This window comes from Acidipropionibacterium thoenii DSM 20276 (assembly GCF_000423445.1).
In the GTDB taxonomy this organism is placed as follows: domain Bacteria; phylum Actinomycetota; class Actinomycetes; order Propionibacteriales; family Propionibacteriaceae; genus Acidipropionibacterium; species Acidipropionibacterium thoenii.
This window is the reverse complement of sequence record NZ_AUHZ01000011.1, coordinates 79,440-103,083: the sequence shown is the minus strand read 5'-3', so window position 1 is coordinate 103,083 and position 23,644 is coordinate 79,440. Positions and strand designations below refer to the sequence as shown.

18 protein-coding genes and 1 pseudogene are annotated in these 23,644 nt (G+C 67.6%); 10 read left to right on the top strand and 9 right to left on the bottom strand.

Annotated features, from left to right (window positions below; all coding sequences use genetic code 11):
* The 3 genes and pseudogenes from G554_RS17145 to ligD all read right to left on the bottom strand — a co-directional run.
* Positions 1-218: pseudogene (locus G554_RS17145) on the bottom strand (ISL3 family transposase); the annotation flags it as partial.
* Between the two features lie 491 nt (positions 219-709).
* Positions 710-1,258, bottom strand: a complete 549-nt coding sequence (locus G554_RS16680; RefSeq protein ID WP_084648325.1) for a GNAT family N-acetyltransferase — start codon at positions 1,256-1,258, stop codon at positions 710-712.
* Positions 1,259-1,516: 258 nt separating this feature from the next.
* Positions 1,517-2,470: a non-homologous end-joining DNA ligase gene (gene ligD / locus G554_RS0105115; protein WP_027587061.1), complete on the bottom strand. Its 954-nt coding sequence runs from the start codon at positions 2,468-2,470 to the stop codon at positions 1,517-1,519.
* A 535-nt stretch (positions 2,471-3,005) separates the two neighbouring features.
* On the opposite strand from ligD, the gene G554_RS0105110 reads away from it, so the two are divergent.
* The gene (locus G554_RS0105110) at positions 3,006-4,187 is read left to right on the top strand and encodes an NAD(P)/FAD-dependent oxidoreductase (RefSeq protein ID WP_027587060.1); all 1,182 of its coding nucleotides are present in this window, start codon (positions 3,006-3,008) and stop codon (positions 4,185-4,187) included.
* A 110-nt stretch (positions 4,188-4,297) separates the two neighbouring features.
* Here the strand turns inward: G554_RS0105110 and G554_RS0105105 are convergent, their stop codons facing one another.
* Positions 4,298-5,098: an SDR family NAD(P)-dependent oxidoreductase gene (locus G554_RS0105105; RefSeq protein ID WP_027587059.1), complete on the bottom strand. Its 801-nt coding sequence runs from the start codon at positions 5,096-5,098 to the stop codon at positions 4,298-4,300.
* A 190-nt stretch (positions 5,099-5,288) separates the two neighbouring features.
* Here G554_RS0105105 and G554_RS0105100 point away from each other — a divergent pair, with 190 nt between their 5' ends.
* From G554_RS0105100 to chaB, 5 genes are all read left to right on the top strand, one after another.
* On the top strand, positions 5,289-5,687 hold the full coding sequence (locus tag G554_RS0105100) for a phage holin family protein (protein ID WP_027587058.1): 399 nt from the start codon (positions 5,289-5,291) through the stop codon (positions 5,685-5,687).
* The gene (locus tag G554_RS0105095) at positions 5,674-6,054 is read left to right on the top strand and encodes a DUF3618 domain-containing protein (protein WP_127843499.1); all 381 of its coding nucleotides are present in this window, start codon (positions 5,674-5,676) and stop codon (positions 6,052-6,054) included. Before G554_RS0105100 ends, G554_RS0105095 begins: the two co-directional genes overlap by 14 nt.
* Before the next feature lie 32 nt (positions 6,055-6,086).
* Positions 6,087-6,383, top strand: a complete 297-nt coding sequence (locus G554_RS0105090; protein WP_036924694.1) for a DUF4235 domain-containing protein — start codon at positions 6,087-6,089, stop codon at positions 6,381-6,383.
* A 97-nt stretch (positions 6,384-6,480) separates the two neighbouring features.
* Positions 6,481-7,572 carry a YihY/virulence factor BrkB family protein gene (locus tag G554_RS0105085; RefSeq protein ID WP_027587055.1) on the top strand — a complete coding sequence of 364 codons (1,092 nt, stop codon included), beginning with the start codon at positions 6,481-6,483 and terminating at the stop codon, positions 7,570-7,572.
* 461 nt (positions 7,573-8,033) lie between these two features.
* Entirely contained in the window at positions 8,034-8,264 is a 231-nt protein-coding gene (gene chaB / locus G554_RS0105080; protein ID WP_027587054.1) for a putative cation transport regulator ChaB, read from the top strand.
* A 75-nt stretch (positions 8,265-8,339) separates the two neighbouring features.
* Here the strand turns inward: chaB and G554_RS14830 are convergent, their stop codons facing one another.
* The 4 genes from G554_RS14830 to G554_RS17140 form a co-directional block, all read right to left on the bottom strand.
* Positions 8,340-9,248, bottom strand: a complete 909-nt coding sequence (locus tag G554_RS14830) for a hypothetical protein (protein WP_051232479.1) — start codon at positions 9,246-9,248, stop codon at positions 8,340-8,342.
* 34 nt (positions 9,249-9,282) lie between these two features.
* Positions 9,283-10,575, bottom strand: coding sequence for an alpha/beta fold hydrolase (locus G554_RS0105070; RefSeq protein WP_051232476.1), 1,293 nt, complete (start codon positions 10,573-10,575; stop codon positions 9,283-9,285).
* 10 nt (positions 10,576-10,585) lie between these two features.
* Positions 10,586-11,995: an MFS transporter gene (locus G554_RS14825; protein WP_084648324.1), complete on the bottom strand. Its 1,410-nt coding sequence runs from the start codon at positions 11,993-11,995 to the stop codon at positions 10,586-10,588.
* A 295-nt stretch (positions 11,996-12,290) separates the two neighbouring features.
* Positions 12,291-12,704, bottom strand: coding sequence for a hypothetical protein (locus tag G554_RS17140; RefSeq protein ID WP_051232474.1), 414 nt, complete (start codon positions 12,702-12,704; stop codon positions 12,291-12,293).
* On the opposite strand from G554_RS17140, the gene G554_RS17135 reads away from it, so the two are divergent.
* A complete protein-coding gene (locus tag G554_RS17135) occupies positions 12,691-13,053 on the top strand; it encodes a DUF4352 domain-containing protein (RefSeq protein WP_051232472.1) in 363 nt (120 codons plus the stop codon). The two genes, G554_RS17140 and G554_RS17135, sit on opposite strands and share 14 nt — an antisense overlap.
* A 65-nt stretch (positions 13,054-13,118) precedes the next feature.
* Positions 13,119-17,780 (top strand): PKD domain-containing protein, encoded by a 4,662-nt coding sequence (locus tag G554_RS0105055; protein WP_245569951.1) that lies wholly within the window; start codon positions 13,119-13,121, stop codon positions 17,778-17,780.
* 100 nt (positions 17,781-17,880) lie between these two features.
* On the opposite strand, the gene G554_RS14820 is transcribed toward G554_RS0105055, so the two are convergent.
* Positions 17,881-20,412 carry a right-handed parallel beta-helix repeat-containing protein gene (locus G554_RS14820; protein WP_154654180.1) on the bottom strand — a complete coding sequence of 844 codons (2,532 nt, stop codon included), beginning with the start codon at positions 20,410-20,412 and terminating at the stop codon, positions 17,881-17,883.
* A 333-nt stretch (positions 20,413-20,745) separates the two neighbouring features.
* Here G554_RS14820 and G554_RS14805 point away from each other — a divergent pair, with 333 nt between their 5' ends.
* On the top strand, positions 20,746-22,263 hold the full coding sequence (locus tag G554_RS14805; protein WP_071162159.1) for a lipopolysaccharide biosynthesis protein: 1,518 nt from the start codon (positions 20,746-20,748) through the stop codon (positions 22,261-22,263).
* A gap of 29 nt (positions 22,264-22,292) precedes the next feature.
* Positions 22,293-23,627: an O-antigen ligase family protein gene (locus tag G554_RS14800; protein WP_051232470.1), complete on the top strand. Its 1,335-nt coding sequence runs from the start codon at positions 22,293-22,295 to the stop codon at positions 23,625-23,627.
* The last annotated feature ends 17 nt before the right edge of the window (positions 23,628-23,644 follow it).

Genomic DNA, 23,644 nt, shown 5'->3' with positions numbered 1-23,644 from the left:
GGTCTCCAGCCCGAGGGCTCGTGGGCGAGGCGACGGACCACGGTGTCGCGGGGGATCCCTTCGCACCCACACTCGCGACACCACCGGTCATCGTCCACCACCCGGCAGGCCACCTCGCAGCGATCCGGGAGGACTCTCTGGCCCACCACCACGAGGCCGAGGTCATCCAGGCGGGCGAACGTGGTCAGATCGGGGGCAGCAAAGGTAGCGTGGGACACGTCGGGGTCTTTCAGATGGGCAGCGTAGGAACTCCCATCATCGGAAGACCCCGACCCTCACACCCACCCCGACACGCCAGCCAGACTCAACCCCCCGCTACACCCCGGATCGCGAAGAGCCACTCATCGTCCTTCTCGCCGGCCCGCACTACCCTGGCCATCGCGGAACTCATCGCGGTGGCGGGGACAGGTATCCCTGTTCTGGTGCTCACCACGGTCGCTGCCACCGACCCCCTGCCCCGCCTCGCCGACACCGGCGTGGACAACCAACTCGCAATCGAGTACGGCTACACCGCATGCATGACTGTTCCCCCGCGAACACGTGACGATGTTGACCACAGAACCCAGCAAGTGCCCACCTTCCCCCTGCCACCCGCAGCGTGGAGACCATCTACCAACAGGCCGACCCCACTACCCAGTTCACCGAAGTGCTGGACCTCATCAACGGCGACCCCGCTCACAGATCACCGGCCATCTCACCAACCCTCAACTCACTTGCCGACCGCAGTGGCTGGCCCCACGGCAGAGGAGCCGTGACGACTGTCTGCGACAACCTCGACGAACCCCAGATGCCGGTAGAGGCTCACCGCCCGCTCGTTGGCAGTGTTCACCCACAAACGGATCGTCCGGTGTCCGGAATCCGACAGTGCGCGGCACGACCGGCTTATCAGCAGTGAAGCGATGCCGTGCCCACCGCGGTCAGGATCAACGAAGACGAACACGATGAACGGGGTGCCGTCATCCTCCAGCGCGGTGACGATGGCACCCGATGATCGACCACCCCGGTCGCGCGCCACGAACGATGCCTCCGGTAACCATGGCCCGAATGCTCCGGCCATGGCCGAGCGGAGGATGGCGACGGCGTCAGCCAAGGTCTCACCCTCGTCGTCAGGGGTTCCCCGATAGGCAGCCAGCATGAGCGGTGCCACATCCTCTGCTGAGGCAACCGGGATGAACTCTGTGACGCCGCTACGGGAATCGCGGTGATCAAGGCCCGCGGTCGAACGATGAAGGTGAAGATGCGCCGGTGCCTCATCCATGGCGATCAGCGTATGCGGCGGGTGCGCGGTTGATCAGCGTCGGGGTGGAAGAGGGGTCCGGTTCGTTGACCCGGAAGTTCCTGGACGGTCGTGTCCCACGGTGCACCACCGGCACGAGCCGCACGTCGTCTGGCCCACTCAGGGCCCCCACGGTCCAGTGGGCACAATGCCGAACCACGCAGCACAACGGACCCTGCTCCTGCCGAGCTCGGGTGTGACGGGAGACATTGAGCCGATCACGGCCCGTGCCGGGGCCTCTCAATCGCGCTTCAGCCGGTCGATCACCTCCTGCAGCGGATCGGGCTCGCTCAGGCGCTCCAGCGCCTCGACGTGGTCCAGCTGGCGAAGCTGCGAGTCCTCGACCTCCTCCCAGCGCCGCGGGACCGCCACCGTGGGGCGCAGTCGGCCTCGCAACGACCACGGCGCCACCGTCGTCTTGTTCGTGTTGTTCTGGCTCCAGTCGATGAAGACCTTGCCGGCCCGCTCTGCCCGGCCCATGGTGGCGACCACGCGGTCGGCGTGTTCGGATTCCAGCGAGCGGGCGAGCTCATGCGCGGAGTCGCTGGCCTTCCGCCAGGTCCACGACCCGTCGAGCGGGGCGTAGATGTGGATGCCCTTGGAGCCGCTGGTGACCGGGACGGCGTCCAGGCCCAGGTCGGCGAGGGCCTCGCGGGCCTGGAGTGCGACCTCTGCGCAGCCGGCCAGTCCGACCCCCTCCCCCGGGTCCAGGTCCAGGACCAGCCGGTCGGGCCGGTGCCGCCGGCCGGTACGGTAGGCGCGCCACTGTGGGGTGTGGATCTCCAGGGTCGCGGTCTGCCCCAGCCAGACGAGCACGGCCGGCTCGTTGACCAGCGGATGCTCATTGGTCTTGCGCACATACTCGATGCTGACGCGGGGCACCCATTCGGGTGTGTCCCGGCCGGTGTTCTTCTGGAAGAACGACTCCCCCGGCTCCTCCGAGGTGCCGACGCCGTTCACCCAGCGTTTGCGGGTGACGGGTCTGTCGTGGGCGTGCGCGATGAGCCGCGGCGCCACCTGCCAGTAGAAGTTGATGACGTCGCGCTTGGTGGTTCCGGTCTGCGGGTACATCACCTTGTCCAGATGAGTGAGTCTGAGTCTGTGCCCGTCGATCTCGACAGTCCTGGATCTCGGCCCCTGCTCCAGCAAGGGCTCACTGTGGTCTGCGGTGTCAGCATCCGATTTCTCGGCCATGACGGCTCCCTGTGCTTGTCAGTCGTTGCCGATGCTCGGCCGGACCGAGGATCGGGCTCGGATCGGTTCCCTGGAGGCTACCCAGCCAGGAGTCACCGCAGGACCGGGACCAAGACAATGAACCGGAAATGATTTGAGTCCCCAAGGCATAGCAGTAGCGTGAATCGCGGCTGGGCACCGCAGATCCAGCGGCGCCGTTCGGCCACGCGTCGAGCAGGAGTGCGATCAACGCCCTCATCCGAAGGTGTTGGCCAGCCGCTCAGGAGGCGCGGAATCTGCGGGCCGAGGAGGCCGCCCCCAGACCCATCTGGACGCCCCTTGAGAGCCCGAGGCGGCCGACGGAGAAGCTGCTCGATCTCGGCAGGAACGCACCGTCATACCTGTCAGATCAGCCCACCGAGCCGGCGCTCGTCCACGTCTTTCCCCGTTCCCGGGATCCAACCGGCTGCTCGGCGAGACGCTGGCACCTCAGGGGCGGTCGGCCCGCACCCCAGCAGCACTATCCGGATCGACAACGACGATTTCAGGAGGACATATGAAGAACTACAAGTATCTGATCATCGGAGGCGGCATGGTCTCCGACGACGCGGCACGCGGCATCCGAGAGCTGGATGACAGCGGCACCATCGGCATTCTCAGCGCCGACGTGGATGCGCCCTACAGCCGACCCGCCCTCACCAAGAAGCTGTGGACCGATCCGAGCTTCAGCTGGGACCAGGTACCGCTGGGCACCCAGGATGCGACCGGGGCGGATCTTGACCTGGAGACCGAGGTGACCTCCATCGACCGCGAGGAGCATCAGGTACGGACCGCCGACGGGCAGACAGTCGGCTACCAGCGACTGCTGCTGGCCACTGGCGTCCACCCCCGGGAGCTCGACCGCGCCGAGGACGACGCCGTCATCTACTTCCGCAGCGCTAGGGACTACCACCGAGTGCGCCATCTGGCGACCCCCGGACGTCGGTTCGTCATCGTGGGCGGCGGGTACATCGGCTCGGAACTGGCCGCGGCGCTCATCGGTCAGCAGTGCGAGGTGACCCTGATCCTCCCCGGCCAGACCCTCGGAGGCTCGATGTTCCCCGCCGACATCGCGGCCGGCTATCAGCGCCTGTTCACCGACGCGGGGGTCAAGATCCTGCCGGGCAGGCAGGCCTCGGTCATCGCCAGGAACGGCCGGACGACGGTCGTGACCCTCAACGACGGCAGCACCCTGGACGCCGACACGGTGATCGCCGGGCTGGGCACCGTGCCCGCCACCGAACTCGCCGAGTCGGCCGATCTGAAGGTCGACGACGGAGTCGTGGTCGACGCCCATCTGAGGACCTCGGACCCCTCCATCTGGGCTGCCGGGGATGTCGCCTGCTACCCGGATGCGATTCTGGGACGCACCAGGGTGGAACACGTCGACAGCGCACGCAAGATGGGGCACGCCGTGGGCCGTTCGATGGCAGGAGACCCCGAGCCCTACACCTACACGCCGTACTTCTACTCGGTGGTTTTCGGGGTGGGCTGGCAGGCCGTCGGCACCCTGGACCCGAGCATGGATGTGCTGGAGACCCAGACCGGGGACGGGAAGCCGGTGGCCATCTACCTCAACAGCGCCGGCGAGCCGGTCGGCGTCCTGCTGTGGCAGGCCGAGGGCAGGCTGGACGCCGCCCGGGCGCTGCTGGCCCGCCGCCCGACCGATCGCCAGGAGATCGCCCGGAGCATCCAGTGATCCGCCGCCTGGACACAGCTGCGCAGGCAGCAGGAGGCCGCGAGGTCTGACCGTCCTCAGCTCCACCTCCCCCGGCCGACCCCGGCCTCCGGGATCGTGGGCGCCCCGGCTCAGATGGTGGCGACCGATCCGGAGTCCACCCGGTAGTTCGATCCGTTGACGAAGGAGGCGCGGTCCGAGCACAGGAACGCGATGACGGCGGCGACCTCCTCCGGGGTGCCGCGCCGCTTGAGCTCCATGAAGGGCCGCTCCTCGTCGAGGAAGGAGTCGATGGCCTCATCGCGTGTCACGTCGAGCTGGGCGGCACGGCGCTCCATCATGGCGTCGGTCATCGGTGTGTGGATGAAAGCCGGGGAGACGGCGTTGACCAGCAGGCCCTCGCGGGCGTAGCTGCGCGACAGCCCCTTGGCCAGCGCCAGGATCCCGGCCTTCGCCGCACAGTAGGGCAGTTCGTCATCGTAGGGCTGGACGGCGTCCTCGGAGGCGAGCAGGACGATGCGCCCCCATCCGCCCCGGCGCAGTGCGGGAAGGAACTGCTGGAGGACGCGCACCGGCCCCAGCAGATCTGTGGTGAGGGTGTCGACCCAGCCCTGATCGGAGATCTCGTGGAACTGCCCCTGGGCTCCGGTGATGCCGGCGCTCTGGACCAGGATGTCGATGTCGCCGAAGGAGTCCTCCACGAAGCCGCGGAGCGCCTCCAGCGATTCGATGCTGGTGATATCGGCGGGGTGCCAGATGCAGCGCTCGGGCGGGGCATTGAGCTTCTGGGCGGCGGCGTGCAGCGGCTCCTCCGCCTGGTCGGTGAGCACTACCCGGGCCCCCTCACCGAGCAGTTCCTTGGCGGTGTGCCACCCGATACCTGAATCGGCCCCGGTCAGCAGCGCCGTTCTGCCCGAAATTCCAAGTTCCATGATCCCAGCTCCTCTCATCGACTCCTGACGATTCTCTGGACCCCAGACTGACGCAGTCGCCGACCCAATCAAGCCGGCAACCGGATACCCCACCCCTAAGGGGGTACCGGTTCAGCACAGCGCGTCATATAGTCGACAACAGTGAGCATCAATCGTGCAGCTCTGGACGACGTGAGGGGCGGATCCACTTATGAGTAGTTCCGAGGAATCGATCCCAGAGATTCTGGTGAGGATCCCGGACCAGTTGACAGATCTGATCCGCAGCGAGTTCAAGCTCGCTCGGGCAGAGATGACTGAGACGGCGAAGCGGAGCGGCCAGGCCGCCGGCCTCATGAGCGCCGGGGGATTCCTGGCGGCCTTCGGGTTCGCCGCCCTCCTCGCAACCCTGATTCTCCTCCTCGCCCTGGTCGTACCTGCCTGGGCTGCAGCGGGGATCGTCACCGCGGTGCTGTTCCTCGCGGCCCTGATCGCAGTCCTTGTCGGCCGCAACAGGATCAAGCAGGTCTCCGTCGCCCCGCAGCGAGCAGTCGACAACGTCAAGCAGGACGTCGAGCAGATCAAGGAAGGCGCGCACCATGACAACTCCTGAGTCCCATGATCCGCTCGCGGATCGACCAGACGCCGGCAGCAGCGACGGGCGCAGCGACGATCCCTCCGTGGGCGCGGCCGAGGAACAGGTCAGACGTTCCAGGGATCAACTGCTCGACAGCGTGGAATCGTTGGCGGAGAGGCTGGATGTCAGGAGCAGGGCCCGTCACCGCTTCGAGGAGGCCAAGCAGCGGGTCGACGCCGGTGCCCGTCGCCTCCGCGAGCAGTCGGAGGAGACCTTCACCCATCCGAGCGACCAGGACTCGCGGTTCGGCAGGCCGACCGCCTCCGGGTGGATCGCGCTGGCGCTGGTGGGATCCGCCGCGGCGGTTACGCTGATCCTGACGATCCGAGCGGCCCGTCGGTGAAGCCGTGGTCCAGGAAATCTAAGGAGAGTCCCATGATGGCGAAGAAGAACAGCAACACGTCGGCGAAGATCCTCTACCGTCCGGTCGGCATGGTGAGCAGCATCATCAGCGGCGTCCTCGCCGGAGCGGTGTTCAAGCAGGTCTGGAAGAGGGCCTCCCGCTCCCAGTCCAAGGGCACCCCGGAGGCACTGAGGTCCGAGTTCGGGCTCGGACAGGTACTGATCGCCGCCGCGGTACAGGGAGCGATCTACGCAGGCGTCAAGGCTCTGGTGGATCGTGGCGGGGCCAGGATGTTCCAGCGGGCCACAGGCGAGTGGCCGGGCAAGTGAGCCCGACGGCCAGAGCCGGGCGGGACACCTGCGCCCAGCCGTCATTGACGGATCGAGCACACGCCGGCACCACGACCCGAAAGGAAACGGTGACGCCATGAGTCGTCGCTCCCCCGACCGCGGTCGCACGGCCGGTACAGATGCTCCCGATCCCGATGACGCCAGAAAGCCCAAGTCACCCACTCAGATCAAGCCGCCGTCATGGCGTTTCGTGGCACGATCGGCGGTCGGCCAGTTCACCGCCGACTCGTGCACCGATCTGGCCGCCGGACTGACCTATCGGACGGTCATGTCGATGTTCCCGGGGCTCATCGCACTGGTGTCGATCCTCAGCCTGTTCGGACAGAGCGGTCAGGCCCTCACCAGTCTGCTGGACCAGCTCAAAGGCGCGGTGCCCTCCTCGACCTGGGACACGGTGAGGCCGGCGCTCGACGCGGTGCTGACCGCCCCGGCCCCCGGGATCGGCCTGATCGTGGGCCTGGCCGTCGCGCTGTGGTCGGCGTCCGGCTACATCAAGGGGTTCAGCCGGGCCATGAACAAGATCTACCAGGTCCCCGAGGGACGAGGCGCCATCAAGTTCAACGCGCAGATGTACGGCCTGACGGCTCTCATCCTGCTGCTGGGCGCAGGTGGACTGATCACCCTCGTGATCTCCGGGCCGGTGGCCGAGGCTATCGGCAGCCTGCTGGGAATCGGCTCGGCCGTGATGACCGCTTGGGGAATCCTCAAGTGGTTCGTGCTGGCATTCATCATCGTCCTCGTCATCGCGCTGCTCTATTACGCGACTCCCAACATCAGACAGCCGAGATTCCGTTGGGTCAGTGTGGGTGCCGTGATCGCGATCCTCGTCTCGCTGGCCGCCTCCGCCGGATTCTTCTTCTACGTGTCGAATTTCGGGAAGTACAACGCCACCTACGGCGCGCTGGCCGGGGTCATCGTCCTGCTGCTGTGGCTCTACATCGTCAACGCCATCCTGCTGCTCGGCGCCGAGATCGACTCGGAACTCGAACGGGCCCGTGAGCTGCAGGCCGGCATGGCCGCGGAATCGGTTCTCCAGCTGCCGCCCCGCGACACCCGCGCCAGTGACAAACAGGCCCGCAAGCACGACCAGCACATCGAGCAGGCACGGGAACTGCGCAGATCCGCGGATCACGCGGACGGGGATGACGACGCCCATACCCCGCGGTGAATGCACTGGCCGGTCAGGTCGGTGGCGGCGTCACAACGGGATGGGAGGGGCCGGTGGCACCGGGGGGATGGGCGGTCCTGGCGGCGCCGGGCTCGGCTCGGGGGCCGGCGGGTGCACCGGTTCGGGAGGGGCCGGCGGCTCGGTCGGCGGCTGGGGGCCCGGGGGCTCCGGCGGATGCGCCGGACCGGGACCGGGTGACGGCGTGGGCGGCACCCCTGGATCGGGCACCACGGTCGGATCCGGAACGGTGGGTTCAGGTGCTGGTGGAGCTGCGGCGGCGGGACCTCCGGAAATGCTCCGGGTCGTTGCAAGATAGCTGTGATGCGTCATAGCTGACCTCCTGCCTGAGTTTCGACTCACGGTACCCAGCAACTCGGCCGCATCAAGGAAAGACGCCCTCGAGCCCCCGCAAGGATGCCCGGCAACCGCGCGGCGAGGATTCTCAACAAAGGAGACACAACATGCCCTACGACAGCATCGATGAGCTCCCCGAGGCGGTGCAGAAGGTTCTGCCCAAGCATGCCCAGGACATCTACAAGGAGGCCTTCAACAGCGCCTTCCAGCAGTACCGCAGCCCCAAAGATCGGCAGGGCGACGAGTCGCGGGAGCAGGCCGCGCACAAGGTCGCGTGGGCCGCCGTCAAGGACAAGTACACCAAGGGGGACGACGACAGGTGGCATCCGAAGAAGTGACGGCGGTGTGGGCGTGATGGCCGGTCGCCGGTCCGTCAGCGGCCGGCGTCCCCTGCACGGACTCGCCGGCCCACCTCACTCGTCGACCTTCTCGCAGGCCCGCACCACCCTGGGCGCCTTGCACACCTCGTCGGTGAGCGGCCGCATCTCGTCGATCCGCACCCCGCAGGCCACCACATGGGTGCAACTGCGCACCACCTGGCGGGCCTGGAACGGCGTCGGGGAGAAATGCAACCCGCCCCCGGTGTCGGCGTCCTCCCAATCGGGAGCCACCGGCAGACTGCCCGGACGGTAGAAGATCCCCTGACGCACCGCCCAGGCCGTGGTCCAGAAGGTGTCGACCGCCTTGAACACCGTGGCGACGCCGTTGTCGACGGCGACGTGGAACATCTGGCACCAGGTGGCAGGGTCGGCCAACGTGGAGACTCCACCGCCGGCACGGTAGACCTGCCCCTCCTGGCCGGGGGCCACGGCATCGGGGGTGACGATCCGCACCCCGCCGTCGGGGGCCAGCCCGGACACCAGACACATCGCATCCTGGCGCAACTCGACCTGCGAGAGCCCGCCGGCCCACACCCGGGAGTCCTCACCTGCCAGCACGCTCGCCTCGCCGCTGACCCGCGCGGAAGCCGCCCCCGACAGCTCCAGCTGGGCATGCCCCCAGGCCGTCACCGACGCCGATCCGCCGGCCACCACATGGGCCCGGCCGGAGGCATTGACCACCCCCGAACCCAGCACGGTCGCCGAACCGTCGGCGGTCACCACCCCGTCGGGGCCGCTGATCACCGTCGACTCGTCGTGGGCCATCACCATCGCGTCACTGATCGCCATCCGTGAGCTGCCGCGCAGATGGACCGTGATGCTGTTGAACATCGACCCGGCACCGCGTGGCAGCTGCAGCTCGGCGGCAGCGGGCGAATCCACCTCCAGCACCTGGGAACCGGCCGCCAGGGCGTCCTCCAGCTCCTGCTGACTACTGATCATGGCCGCCTCCTCCGGTGGTCGCCGGCCCCGCGGGTCATCTCGCGAGCTCCCCCCGTGCCAACCCGATGAGCCGGTCCAGCACCCCGCCCCCCGAGGCATTGGACCCATTGTGCTCGTACTGGCTGGTCACCCAGGGATGCATGGTGGGGATCAATGCTGCGGTCTCCATCGAGAACTCCAGCGGCACGTAGGCGTCATTGAAGTAGACCGCGGCGGCACAGGGCACCTGCACGGTGCGCAGCGCGTCGGCGTCATAGAGGGTGGGCCAGGGGTGCTCGGCGACGATCTCGGCGGTGTCCTTCCAGGCCCGCAGCGAGGAGTCCTCCTCGAACCACTCAGGCATCAGGTGCTCGCCGGTCAGCAGGGTCGGATCCGCCCGGAAGGACTCCGGCAGCATCCGCGAGGCCGACCAGGCCGTGGTGCAACCGTCGGCGTAGGAGGACTCGTGGACCACCGCGTAGAGCGCATTGCGCCCCCCGAAGGGCAGCATCTCCGCCAGGTCGTAGCGGAACCCGCGGGAGGTGGGTTCCCGCTCCAACAGGTAGTGCAGCTTCTCGGCGCCGCCGGAGGCCCCCAGCAGATGACCCAGGGATCGCACCCGGCCGGCCGAGACGAGGTCGCCGTTGGGGGTGTGCACACCACCGGCCTGCGCCAACTCCAGCAGCTCGGACATCGCCTCCCGGTCAGCGGGGAACCGTCGGTAGTACTGCTCCGACTTGGCGGCCATCGTCGCGTAGGTGGCGGCGTAGACCTCGTCGGCATGGCGTCCCACCGCAGACAGCCCGCCGGTGAAGTAGCCGGCGCTCAGCGACTCGGCGTGCACCGACAGGTAGCGCAGCAGGGTGAAGCCGCCGAAGGACTGCCCCAGCGCCGCCCACTGGTCGACGCCGAGCAGACGCCGGATGTCCTCGCAGTCCTCGACGATCTCGTCGGCGCGAAGGTGGCTGAGGTACTCCGCCTGGTCGGCGGCCGAACCCACCGGCTCGGAGACCGGGGAGGACAGCCCGGTGCCGCGCTGGTCCAGCAGCACCAGCTGGTAGTCCTTCAGGGCACGGGCCAGCCAGCCCGGGAATCCTGGATCCGACAGGGTCGGTCGTGGCGACTCGCAGCCGGGTCCGCCCTGCAGGAAGACCAGATACGGCCGGCGGGTGCCGTCGGGGGTGGCGACCACCCGCGCGTAGACCTCGATGGTGCGCGGATCGGCGTCATTGGAATGGTCCAGCGGGGCGATGACCCGGATGTCGCGGGTGAGCAGGCCGGGGATGTGGTGCTGCCAGTCCCGGGCGGGGATCGGGCTGGTGAGTCGACGTGTGGAACGGGAGGTCATGGACCCAACCCTATTTGCTCACCGGCTGGGGTGGCCTCGAGGTGTCGCGGACCCCGATGATCGCACACACCGTCATCACCACCGTGCCGAGCCCGACCAGGCCGAACAACGGCGTCCACCCCGGGTGGGACTCGCGGAACACGCCGACCAGGACGGGGCCGGTGGCGGCGACGATGTAGCCGACGGTCTGGACCAGAGCCGACAGCCGTCGGTTCTCGTCGGCGGTGCGGGTGCGCCCGATGACGATGGTGAACAGCGCGCTGAAGAAGGATCCCTGAGCCATCCCGCCGAAGAAGCACCAGATGAACCAGAGCCCCGGGGCCACCAGCATCCCGAACGGCAGCACCAGCCAGCACCCGCAGATGATGCACATCACACGCAGCATCGGCCAGCCGAGCCGGTTCATCATGACCGGCAGCATCAGCGGTCCGAAGACGGCGGTGATCTGGAAGACGCTGGAGGCGATGCCCGCTCCGGACTCCCCCATATGGGCGACCTCGCGCAGTGCGGTAGGCAGCCAGGCGACCATCGAGTAGTAGGCGAAGGTGTGGGCGGCGAAGGCGGTCGCCAGGATCCAGGCCAACGGCCAGGCCAGGATCCTGCCCGATCGGACGGGTTCGACCGGCGCGGCAGCGGCCCGGTGCCCCACGGGCACGATCCCGCCGTCCGAGACCGCCGAAGTGTCCAGTGCGGCGCCGGCCAACTGGCCGGGGTGATCCTGGCCGGCCCGGCGCTCCGGTGGGAAGACCCGCCACCACACGATGCCGGCGGCCACCCCGGGGACGATGGCCCAGGCCATCGCCGAGCCCTGCCACCCGATCACCAGCGCCAGCGGGGCGGCCAGCGCGGTCGACAGTGTCACCGCGACGTTGACCGAGGCGGAGTAGGCGCCGGTCATCAGCGCCGTCCTTCCCCGGAAGTTGCGGGCGATCACCATCGGGGCGATGAGGTTTCCCATCGTCATCCCGGCAGCGATCACCGCGGTACCGGCGAAGGCCGCCGGGACACTGCCCAGCGAGCGGATCACCGCTCCGGCGACGATGATCGCCAGGGTCCACAGCGCCGCCGAGTTGATCTGGAGGCGCCGCAGCACGGCCGAGGCGAACGGCGTCAGCACCCCGAAACACAGCACCGGGACCGAGCTGAGCGCACCCATCGCGCTGGGGGTCATGCCCAGATCCGCGCCCATCCGGCCCAGCAGCGGCGGGATCGCAGTGATCGGGGAGCGCAGCATCGAGGTGAACAGCAGGAAGGAGATCGCCGGAAGAGCAGCCTGCCAGGCTGTCTGCTGGAGCCGTGCGGCGGAGCTACCGGAGCCAACATCGGACCCGCGGGGATCACCGGCTCGTGAATCGCCCGAGCCGGGGCGTGGGCCAGGACGGGAGGGGCCCCCTGTGGAGCCGGCAGGATCGACAGACATGTCTGGACTGATTTTAGTGCCGATCCGCGACGGTCACCGCCGACTCCCATCGAGCCCAGGACACGAGATGCCCGTACCGGCCCTCCGGGGGTGTTTCCGGAGGGCGCCGAGGATGGCGGAAATTTCGCTGTCCGCATGAGATCAGTGCCGAGAAATGGTCAGACCGGAACCCCCAAATAGCCTGCGGCTTGCCAGAACAAGTGACACCTGTCCACATGAGCTGATAGTTGTCATTGGCTTCTCTCAGGACTGGACAAATGGCCAATAATGACGCTGTCCACACTGAAACTTTCGTCTATACAGTTACCGCCATGCTGCTGACCGGAGGAGATGCCCGCGCCGCCACACTCGCCGCGCTGGCCGGCACCTGTGCCATCGCGTTGACCGCCTGCTCCTCGTCCGGGCCCAGGGCCGAGCCGGCCCCTGGGGCACCCTCCGCCTCGAGCCCGTCGCTGTCGAGCCCGGCCCAGGCCGGCCCGGCGGCGTCCTCTGCCGCGAGCGCGTCGACCAGCGCCGGGGCCCCGACACCGGGCCGCTCCACCCCGGCGGCCTCCGCCCCGGGGTCGCCATCTGCGAGCAGCTCAGCGCCGCTGCCCTCCCCCACCGGCACCTGGAAGCCCCCCGCCAGGAGGGCGGCCAACGGCCCGACGGCCCCGCCACCGGTTCCCACCAGGAAGGCCGCCCTCGACAATCCGGTGAGTTTCACCACCGACGTCACCGTCTCCCTGGTCTCGGTCCAGGCGACCAGCGTCACCGCCGCGACCCCCGGTGAGGTCAGCGGCCCGGCGGTCCGAGTCACCGTCAGGGTCGACAACAGGTCCAAGAAGGCCATCGACGTCTCCTCCGCCGTGGTGTCACTGGCCGCCGACAAGGACGGCTACGGAATCGGCACCACCGCCGGAAAGCCCAGCCCCCTCCAGGGCAGCGTCGCTCCCGGCTCCACGACCAGTGGTTCCTATGTCTTCATGCTCAACCCGGCCAAGGCCCGGCCGGTCACCATCAGTGTCAACTACGCGGCGGGCGAGCCGATCGCCATCTTCACAGGAAGGACGGCCTGATCATGCCGACCGGATCCTGGGACCGTTCCGGTCTCCTCCGACGTTGGATCGCCATCATCACCTCGATGGCACTTCTGGTTCTCGGGAACCTCGCCGTCGCGCCCACCGCGCGAGCCGATGACCCGCTGCCGGCGCCGCCCCCGGTGCTGCAGCGCGGATCCGATCACGTCACCGCCGACAACCTGCCGACCGTCCAGATCAACGACGGCTACGTCTGGGCCCAGACCACCATCGGGACCACCGTCTACGCCGTCGGCCAGTTCAACAATGTCCGGCCGGCCGGGGCTGCCAAGGACACCAATCTGACGCCGCGCCAGAATGTGCTGGCCTACAACATCACCAATGGGAACCTCATCACCTCATTCGCCCCGACCGTGAGCGGCGTGGTGAAGGCGGTGGCCGCCTCCCCCGATGGCAGCCGGATCTACATCGGCGGCTCCTTCAACTCGGTCAACGGCCAGACCCGCTACAACTTCGCAGCCCTGGACGCCAGCACCGGTCAGCTGGTCTCCGGTTTCGCCCCCTCGGTGGGCGGCTCGGGGGTCTATGCGATTGCGGCCACATCCGGTGCCGTCTACGTAGGCGGCCTGTTCACCCAGGGCAATGGCACCGCCCGCAAGAACCTGGCCGCCTTCGCCCCGGGCAACGGTGCGCTGCTGCCCTGGGCCCCCACCACCGATCTCCAGGTGGACGCGATGGTGATGGAGCCGCAGACCGGGCAGGTGGTGGCCGGCGGCCGGTTCTACTCCGTCAACAGCCAGATCTCCCGCGGCCTGGCCAACCTGGACCCGACGTCCGGTGCGCTGAACACCTCCTGGCAGGCTCCCCAGACCGTCCAGAACGGCTGGAACTCCGGCGCTGACGCCGGTAAGGCCGGCATCTTCGCCCTCAACACGGACTCCAGCGGCGTCTACGGCACAGGCTGGGTGTTCTCCAGCGTCACCGTCGGCAACCTTGAGGGCGCCTTCGCCGCTGACGCCGGCTCCGGCAAGATCCGGTGGGTCTCCGACTGCCACGGCGATCACTACGGCATCTACTCCAGCGGCTCGGTGGTCTACACCACCTCCCACACCCACCAGTGCGACACCGTCAACCTGTGGCCCGAGCAGACCGAACGCACCTACCGGTACGTGGAGTCCTACACCACCGCGGCCAACGGCACCCTGACCCGCTCCCCGAGCGTCGGATCGATCTACAAGGACTGGAGCGGCACCCCGGCACCCTCGGCCTACAACTGGTTCCCCGACTTCCTGGTCGGCACCACCTCGGGTCTGGGCCAGGCCGGCCTGTCGATCACCGGCACCGCCGGATACGTCTCCATCGCCGGGGAGTTCGGCAGTGTCAACAACGGACTGGTGCAAGGCCTCACCAGGTTCTCCACCAACCCGCCCGGGGGCGCGAAACAGGCTCCCAGGGTGCAGACCGCCGATTGGGTCCCCCAGGCCATCTCCGTCAATCCGGGCACCGCCCGGGTCAGCATCCCGGCGAACTGGGACCGCGACGACCTCAACCTCACCTACACCCTGCGCAGACAGGGCTCCTCGACACCGGTGGCCACCAAAACGGTGGCCTCCACCTGGTGGAACCAACCCACCGTGGCCCTCACCGACACCGGGCTGACGCCGGGAACCAGCTACACCTACACCATCACCGCCACCGACTCCGACGGCAACTCACGCATCAGTTCGCCTACCACCGTCACAGCCACCGCAGGCACCACCTCGGCCTACGGCAGCGCGGTGCTCAACGACGACCCCTCGCTGTTCTACCGGCTGGGCGGATCGACGGTCGACTGGGCCGGCACCAACAACCCGGTCTACGGTTCCGGGGTCACCACGGTGACTCCCGGCGGGGTCTCCGAGCAGGGCTCCTCGGCCTCGGCCTTCAACGGCGGCTCCCAGGGCATCGTCTCGAGCACCTCGACGGCCAATGCACCCGCCGGACTGTCCCAGGAGGCATGGTTCAGAACCACCAGCACCCAGGGCGGCAAGATCCTCGGCTACGGGGACCGGCAGACCGGCACCTCCAGCAACTATGACCGCCACATCTACATGGCCAACAACGGGCGCGTCATCTTCGGCGTCTACCCCGGCTCGGTGCAGACGATCACCAGCCCGCAGTCCTACAACGACGGCAACTGGCACCACGTCGTCTCCACCCTCGGCAGCGACGGCATGAAGCTCTACATCGACGGCGCCCTGGTGGCCTCGAATCCGGCCGTCACCTCCGCCCAGAGCTACACCGGCTACTGGCGGATCGGCGGGGACAACATCAGCGGCTGGACCAGCCAGCCCAGCTCCGCCTACTTCAACGGAGCCATCGACGACGTGGCGATCTACCCGTCAACCCTGAGCGCCGCACAGATCAGCACTCACTACAACGTCGGCAAGGGACAGACCCCGCCGACGGCCTCCTTCAGCTCCAGCAGGACCGACCTCCAGGCGTCCTTCGACGCCTCGGCGTCCAGCGCCGCCAACGGTCGGCAGATCTCCTCCTACTCGTGGGACTTCGGCGACAGCAGCGCGGCCGGCTCCGGCCGGACGACCACCCACAGTTACTCGGCTCCCGGTACCTATCAGGTGACCCTCACGGTGACCGATGACTCCGGGCTGACCAGCCGGGTCACCCACCCGATCACGGTGACGGCCGCGAACCAGCTTCCGAGCGCCAACTTCACCAGCACGATGAACGGGATGAGCGTCTTGGTCGACGGCACCTCGTCCACCGATCCGGATGGCTCGATCACCGAGTACTCCTGGGACTGGGGAGACGGCACCCCCAAGGGCACCGGCATGACGGCCTCCCACTCGTACACCACCGAGGGCAGCCACACCATCACCCTGACGGTCACCGACAATGACGGCGGCCAGGCCACCAGGACCGGCACGGTGACGACGACGCACTCCGCGCCCACCGCCTCATTCACCACAGTCCCGAACGGATTGGATGTCGCCGTCGATGCCAGCGCATCCAGCGCCTCCGACGGCGCCACCCTCAGCTACTCGTGGAACTGGGGTGACGGAACGGCCGCCGGATCAGGCCGAACCGCCACCCACACCTACGGCTCTGCGGGCACCTACACCGTCACCCTCACGGTCACCGACAGTCTTGGGAAGTCCGCCACCACGACCCGTCAGACCACCGTCAGTTCCGCGACCTACGCCGCCTCCGACGACTTCGGCCGTACTGTCGCCTCGGGATGGGGGGCTGCCGATGTCGGTGGCACTTGGTCGGCTGTCCACGGATCGGCATCCGCCGGATCGGTGGACGGTTCGACCGGCAGGATCACGCTGACACCAGGAGACACCCGCAACATGGCGCTGACCGGTCTGTCGGTCCAGGACAGCGAGTCGTCGGTGCAGTTCGCTCTGAGCACCGCCCCCTCGCAGGGCAACTCCTACGTCGGCATCGCCTCCCGACAGTCCTCCAGCAGCGACTACACCGTGCGGGTCTGGATGCGAAGCGATGGCACCGTCTGGCTGGTCACCCAGCAGACCAACACGGTCCTCGACGCCGTTCCGGTCAGTGGTCTCAGCTGGACCGCCGGCGATGTGTTCAACCTCAGGACGAGGGTCACCGGAACCAGCCCCACCACGATCACAGCCAGGATCTGGAAGAACGGATCCGCCGAGCCCTCGAACTGGCAGGTCACCTCGACGGACTCCACCGCCGCCCTCCAGAGAGCCGGCTACTCGAGCCTGTACTTCTACCGCTCGGGTTCGGCGAGCTCGTCCGCCACGGCGTCCTTCGACGCCTACCGGGTGAGGAGCCTGAGCAGCCCCGCACCGCAACCGACGGCGCCGACCGCCGGCTTCACCTCCAGCACCGACGACCTCAAGGTGACCGTCGACGCCGCCGGCTCCACGGCTGCCGGGACCGCCACCATCTCCTCGTACACCTGGGAGTGGGGAGACTCCACCGCCAACAGCACCGGGAGGACCGCCAGCCACACCTACACCAGGGCCGGCACCTTCACAGTCAAACTCACCGTCACCGACTCCAACGGGCTCACCAATTCCACCACCAGGTCGGTCACCGTCACCGCACCGGCGCCAGATCCTGAACCGGAGCCCGAACCGGATCCTGAACCCGATCCTGGCGGAGTGCTGGCCTCCGACGATTTCTCCCGCACCGTGACCAATGGATGGGGCACCGCCGACACGGGTGGCGCGTGGACGACCCTGCTCGGCAGCTCCACCGCCGCGAGCGTCTCCGATGGCACCGGCAAGCTGACCATGCCGGCCAACAACACCCGATTCCAGGCCGTCGCCGGGGTGCCCACCCGCGACGTCCTCCTCCAGACCCGGATCACTCCGCTGAATGACCCGGCCTCGGGACCCTCCTATGTCGGGTTCTTCGCTCGCCAACAGGCCAATGGTGACAACTACCAGATGCTCGCCTGGCTGCGGCCCGATGGCACCGTGTGGCTGGTCACCCAGCGCGGTGCCACGGTGCTGAGCAGCTCCGCGGTGCCGGGACTCACCTGGTCCTCGGGTCAGACCCTGATGATGAAGGCCCAGGTCACCGGATCGGGAACCACTACCATCCAGGTGAAGATCTGGAAGGCCACCGGGGCAGAACCGACGAGCTGGCAGCTCACCTCGACCGACACGGCCGCCGGCCTCCAGGGCGAGGGGACGGTAGGAGTCTCGGCCCGGCGGTCCGCCTCGGCAACAACTCCCGGCGACTACGCCTTCGATCAGTTCCGGGCTGTCGTCCCGGACTGACCGGGACAGTCGGACGAGGCACGCACGGGGCGCAGAGATGGCCGGTGGCCGGTCGGACTGATCCGACCGGCCACCGGCCCTTCTTCTCTGTCGAGGCTGCTCAGCGGATGACGGCCCCCAACTGATGCTGGCCGGCGGTCAGGCCGGTGGTGGCTGCCGCCACCGCGGCCGGCACCGGCAGAGCCTGCGCGGCCCGGGAGGCCGCAGCAGGGGTCAACGCGAAGTTGGCTGCCAGCGGCGAGGTGCCGAGGACCTCCTGGGAGTGCGTCTCTCGTCCGGAGGCCTTCTGGAAGGCGGCCAGTGTCGGGTAGGTCGTGTAGGTCTTCCCATCGGGGTACCAGACGCCGGTCGGCGGGGTGGTGGCCGATGGCTTGTGGAACAGGTTCCCGTCGCTCTGGGTCACGATCTGGCTCGAGGTCAGGGCGTGGGTCCAGTCCGCACCTCGAAGGATGAACGGCCCGCTCGACTGGGACAGCACATTGTTGCCCAACGAGATATTGCCTGCACTGCCACGGTCATCGCGAGTGATGTCAAGAGTTCCACCGTTGTTCCCGGCGAAGGTGTTGTTCCAGATGGTCGCATTGCTGGTGTCGAGCACGAACATGCCTCCCTCACTGTTGTTGACCGCGAGGTTGTTGACGGCCGTGACGTGATCGGCGAGCTCGAAGGTCACTCCCCGTCCGGCATTGCCGACCATGTCATTTCCCGAGAAGGTCACATTCGTGCAGCTCAGGTCGAACCACGGACCCTGGGTGTAGCTGTTGATGAAGGAGCTCCCGGTGACCGAGACATTGCGCGAGGTGGTGATCTTCATCGCACCCGAGACCGGAGCCGAGTTGAACTGCTGGGAATTGTTTCCCACAGACAGCAGCGAGGTGACGGTCAGGCCGTCCGCCCGGTTGGCCCCCATCCCCTCAAGACCGTTGTTGCGCACCGTGACATTGCGCACCGTGCCGTTGGCGGCACCGACCATCAGGCCGGTGGTGGCATTGTCGGCGATCACCATGTTCTCGAAGGTCACGCCGGTGTAGTAGGTCGACACCGAGCCCATCATCGGCACGCTGGTGGCGTACCGCCGCACCCCGATCCCCCGGATGGTCCCGTTGGTCGAGCGTACGGACATGGCCTCGGACAGGGTGCTCACATCAACCCGCTTGCTGGTCGGGTCGCTGCCGATGACCAGCTGCTTGGCCGACTGATCCACGTAGAAGGTCCCGGCGACGACCGCGCTGCGGGAGGCCACCTGGGTGAGGGCGGCGCCGTTGATCCAGATCTGATCGGGATGGGCGGCCATCGGATGGGACGGGTTGACGAACTGCCAGTAGGGGGCCTGGCCGTCGGCAGCTCCCTTGGTGAATGTCGGGCTGGAGTCGAAGAAGGTGGTCCAGCCACTGCGCACCCAGGTCGAACCGGACTTCGTCCAACCGGTGACCTGTTCGGATCCGTCGAGCCAGACGGCCTCCTTCGGGTAGGCCTGCACCGTCAGTCCGTTGTGGGGAAAGACCAGCACGTCCTCGTGGTAGACGCCGCCGCGGACCACGACCGTGCCATGGTCCTTGGCCGCCTTGGTGGCCGCCGAGATGGTCCTGAAGGGCTTCGCCACGGTTCCGGGATTGGAGTCGGAGCCGTTGGTGGCCACGAAGATCGCCCCGGCGGGGATGGGATAGGAGGTGCTTCCGGGCTCCGCCGAACCGGCGTTGAACCGCTTGCCCGGGTAGCTGATGCCGTTGCCCGGGTCAGCGGCCGGGGAGGTCGGCTTGGCAGTGGTGGTCGTCTGCGTCGCAGTGCTGCTCGGCGTGGCAGTGGTGGTCGTCTGCGTCGCAGTGCTGCTCGGCTTGGCAGTGGTCGACGGCTTGGCGGTGCTGGACGGGGCTGTCGGCGTGGGAGCAGGGGTGACCGGGTTGGCCGCCGGGGTGCTGCTGGTGGTCGCGAAGAGGTTGTCGAAGGTGACCGGGGTGACCTTGCCTGTTCGGGAGGCGTACACCGCGATGCCGATCGGCCCGGCCTTCACGATCCTGCTGGAGGTCGAGTCAGTGGCCATCGCGGCCCACTTCGCCGGTCCGGCCGTGCCGGCCGGCCAGGCCTTCGCGCCCAACCGCACCGAGCTGGTTCCCACCGCCGATATCTCCAGGGAGACCGGATGGCCCGGCTGGATCCTGGGACCGGTGACCGTGCTGAACTTGGTCTCCTGGTTGGCGATCCTGCGGTCCAGCACCAGCAGGCTGGTGCCGTCGGAGTGGACCACCATCATCACCGAGTAGGAGGTGGTGAACTGCCCCCGGATGAAGTTGCTGATGTACACCGTGCTGCCCTTGGCAGGCAGTGCGGGAAGTGACACGTCGATCCTGCTGACCGCGTTCTGCGAGGTCACCTTGTTCAGGGTCATCGTCCCGGTTCCCCCCGGGGCCGGGCTCACCAGCTTGGCCCAACCGTTCCTGACGCTGGTGGTCTTGGCCACCGAGGTGCTGTACGCGCCTCCGGTCGTCGCGGATCCCCAGCCAGTCGATGTGGTCCGGGTCATGGTGTCGAGAGCGAGTGTGGTCGACGATGCCGAGGCCATCTGCGGTGCGATCGATCCGATACCGATCGCAGTGGCCGCCAGGCCGGCGAGTAACGCCACTGGCAGCGTCACATGGTGGTGGTGATATCTCACTTTTCCTCCGGGTCAGGTGGATGAGGCCCCCCAGGACCTCCGCTGTGGCGTCACACTAACATCTGATTTTTTCAGGTTCTACTCAGGATTAGTTTATGAGACGCCGCCCCGGATCGGTCCGCGACAGGGAGCCCTCCCCCACCAACAGCGCCGAACAGCCCCGCCATGACCGACCTGCGTGGCAGAGTCTGCGACAACCCTGGAGGGCGGCCGCCGGCACGAGCTGTCGAGCAGAGGGAGGATCACGATGACTCGACCAGGCCGACGCCGTCCCCGCATGGACCAGCCAGCCACAGTCACGGGAGGCGGGGGATGACCCCTTCGCTAGGCCACTCCGCCGCACGCGGAGCGATGATGACCCTGGGCGCCCAGGCCGCCAAGATGGTGCTGCAGCTGCTGTCGGTGGTCATCCTGTCCAGGCTGCTGACCCCCCACGACTACGGCCTGATCGCCATCGTGCTGGTGATCATCGGCATCGGGGAGATCTTCCGCGATTTCGGGCTGACCTCGGCATCGGTCCAGGCGCCGGAGTTGTCCGACGGGCAGCGGGACAATCTGTTCTGGATCAACGTGGGGATCGGCGTCATCCTTGCTGTCCTGATGTTCTGCTCCGCCTGGCCGGTGCACCTTCTGATGCACGAGCCGGATCTCATCGGGATCGTCCAGGTGCTGTCGGTCGTCCTCCTCATCAATGGAGTGACGACGCAGTACCGAGCGCAGTTGATGCGGGCACTGAGGTTCCGCGCGATGGCCGTCATCGACATCGTCGCAGCTGTCCTCGCGCTCGGTTCGGCCATCGTGAGCGCGCTGATGGGAGCCGGATACTGGGCTCTGGTGATCCAGCAGATCGTCAACAGTCTGACTCTGCTGGTCGGAGCGGCCCTCGCCGGCAGATGGCTGCCCCGGTGGTACTCACGCAGGCATCCGGTGGGCCACTTCATGAGGTTCGGATGGAACATGGTGGCGTCCAGCCTGGCCAGCTACGCCGGCAACCAGGTGGACACCGTGCTGGTGGGCGCCCGCTTCGGTACCACCGCCCTGGGGCTGTACAACCGCGCCTATCAGCTCATCTCCTCCTCCTTCAACCAGATCCGCTCGCCCCTGTCGAGCGTGGCGATCCCGGTCATGTCGCGGGTCCAGGCGGACCTCAGGAGGTTCGACTCCTTCGTCATCTCGGGCCAGCTCGCCCTCGGCTTCGGCCTGGGCATCCCCCTGGCCCTGGTGGCCGGACTGGCCGATCCGGTGGTCCGGATCGCGCTCGGCGACCAGTGGCTGGCTGCCACACCGCTGCTGAGATTCTTCTGCGGCTCCTCGATGATGACGTCCTTGGCCTTCGTCGGCTACTGGGTCTATGTCAGCCGGGGCCTGGCCCATCAGCTCTTCCGGTACTCGATGGTCGCCCTGGTGATCCGCGTGGCATGCGTCGTCGCCGGCTCATTCCTCGGCGTGAACGGGGTGGCGGCCGGCGTCCTCGCGGGGCCCCTGCTCACCTGGACGCTCTCCTGGATCTGGTTGAGCCGGATCACCCCGATCCCGGTTCGGGCCCTGTGGCTCGGAGGCGCTCGGGTGCTCATCCTCACCTGCACCATCACCGCGGCGTCCTGGGCCACCAGTCACCAGCTCGACGCCAATCTCTGGCTGCTGCTCCTGGCGGGCTCGGCGGCCGGTCTCGCTGCAGGCTGCATCTTCCTGGTGCTGCCGGTCTACCGCCGAGACGCCCGCTCTCTCGTCGGCTTCCTTCGCCTCATGGTCACCCGGCAGAAGGGCAGCCCCGGACCCACCGATCCGAGGCCCACCACATCGGCCGCCGAGGACCATGACCGGCGGTAGGGTTCACGCCACCGGAGGAGGAAGGACGCGTGAGTACCGCAGCGACTGTCGGACTGGGGGTTGTCGCCCTGTGCGCTCTTTTCGTGATCGCTGCAGCCATGCGGGCCATGCCGAGGACCACCTTCACGATCTGGTCGGTGGTGCTGTTCTTCGTGCCGGTGTGGATCGGCCAGTTCGTCGGCTCGCACCTCTTCTTCTCGGCGATCACGGTGGTGACGCTGCTCGCGGTCGCCGCCCTCGGCAGATACATCCAGCCCTGCATTGCCGACGCCTTCATGGTGATGCTCCTCGTTGTCGTGTTCTTCGAATTCGGTCTGGGGCTGGTCGGGATCAGCAATGCCATCCCCATCGTCACCGAATGGCTGCTGTTCTACATATGGGGCAGGCTGATCCTGTCCGTGGTGGATCCTCGATACATCTGCGGCTGTCTGGCGATCTGTGCCATGGTCGCCGCCGCGCTCGCGGTGATCGAGTCCATGACCGACACCAACTTCTTCATGCTGATGCGGAGCTCGAACTCGCTGTACTCCACCTGGGGATCCCTCCAGATGCGCGGAGGCGATCTACGGGCGGAGGGGGCATGGGGACACTCGATCTCCCTGGGGGCCGCGCTGGCGATGTCCTCCCCCTTCATTCTCAGTGCCCCCTGGAAACCGGTGCTCCGCATCCTGGGATTACTGCTGATCGCCACCGGCACCGTGGTGACACTGAGCAGGATCGGGATGATCGCTCTGGTCCTGGCGGTCGTCCTGTCGGTGGCCCTGTTGCCCGCGATCAGCCGGATGACCCGCATCGCAGTGGTGATCCTGGGATGTGCCGCCGCGGTCGCGATGGCCCCATTCGTGAGCACGATCTTCGCGGAGGACGACGGGGAGGCTGCCACCAGCGCCACCTACCGTGGCGACCTGTTCTCGCTGTTCAGGTTCGTCCGTCTCTTCGGCTCGGCCCGCAGCTTCGAGGGAGTGACCGTCGCCGGTCACTATCTCGGGAACTTCGCCAGCTCGACGGACAATGCCATCCTGCTCACCGGCCTGCGACTCGGATGGGTCGCGCTGGTCATTGTCTGCGTGGTTCTCATCCTCGCTGGAACTCCGGTCTTCATGAGGAACAGGGTCAATCCTGCGACGATCTCCGTGGTCGCCGTGATTCCCTCACTGTTCACCGTCGCCCTCATCACTCAGTTCGGGATGTTCTTCTGGTTCATGATTGGGCTGTCGGTGGCATGGAGCCGCTTCGCCAGGTCACGCGACACACCGGCGGACGCGGCTTTGCGAGCATCTTTCGACGACGACACCGGAGCAATTCCGGTGGGGCAGGGATCGGCGCGTACTTTGACCCGGAACTCCTCACTCCCGCGGCAGTGAGGGCCCTACAGTAGGCT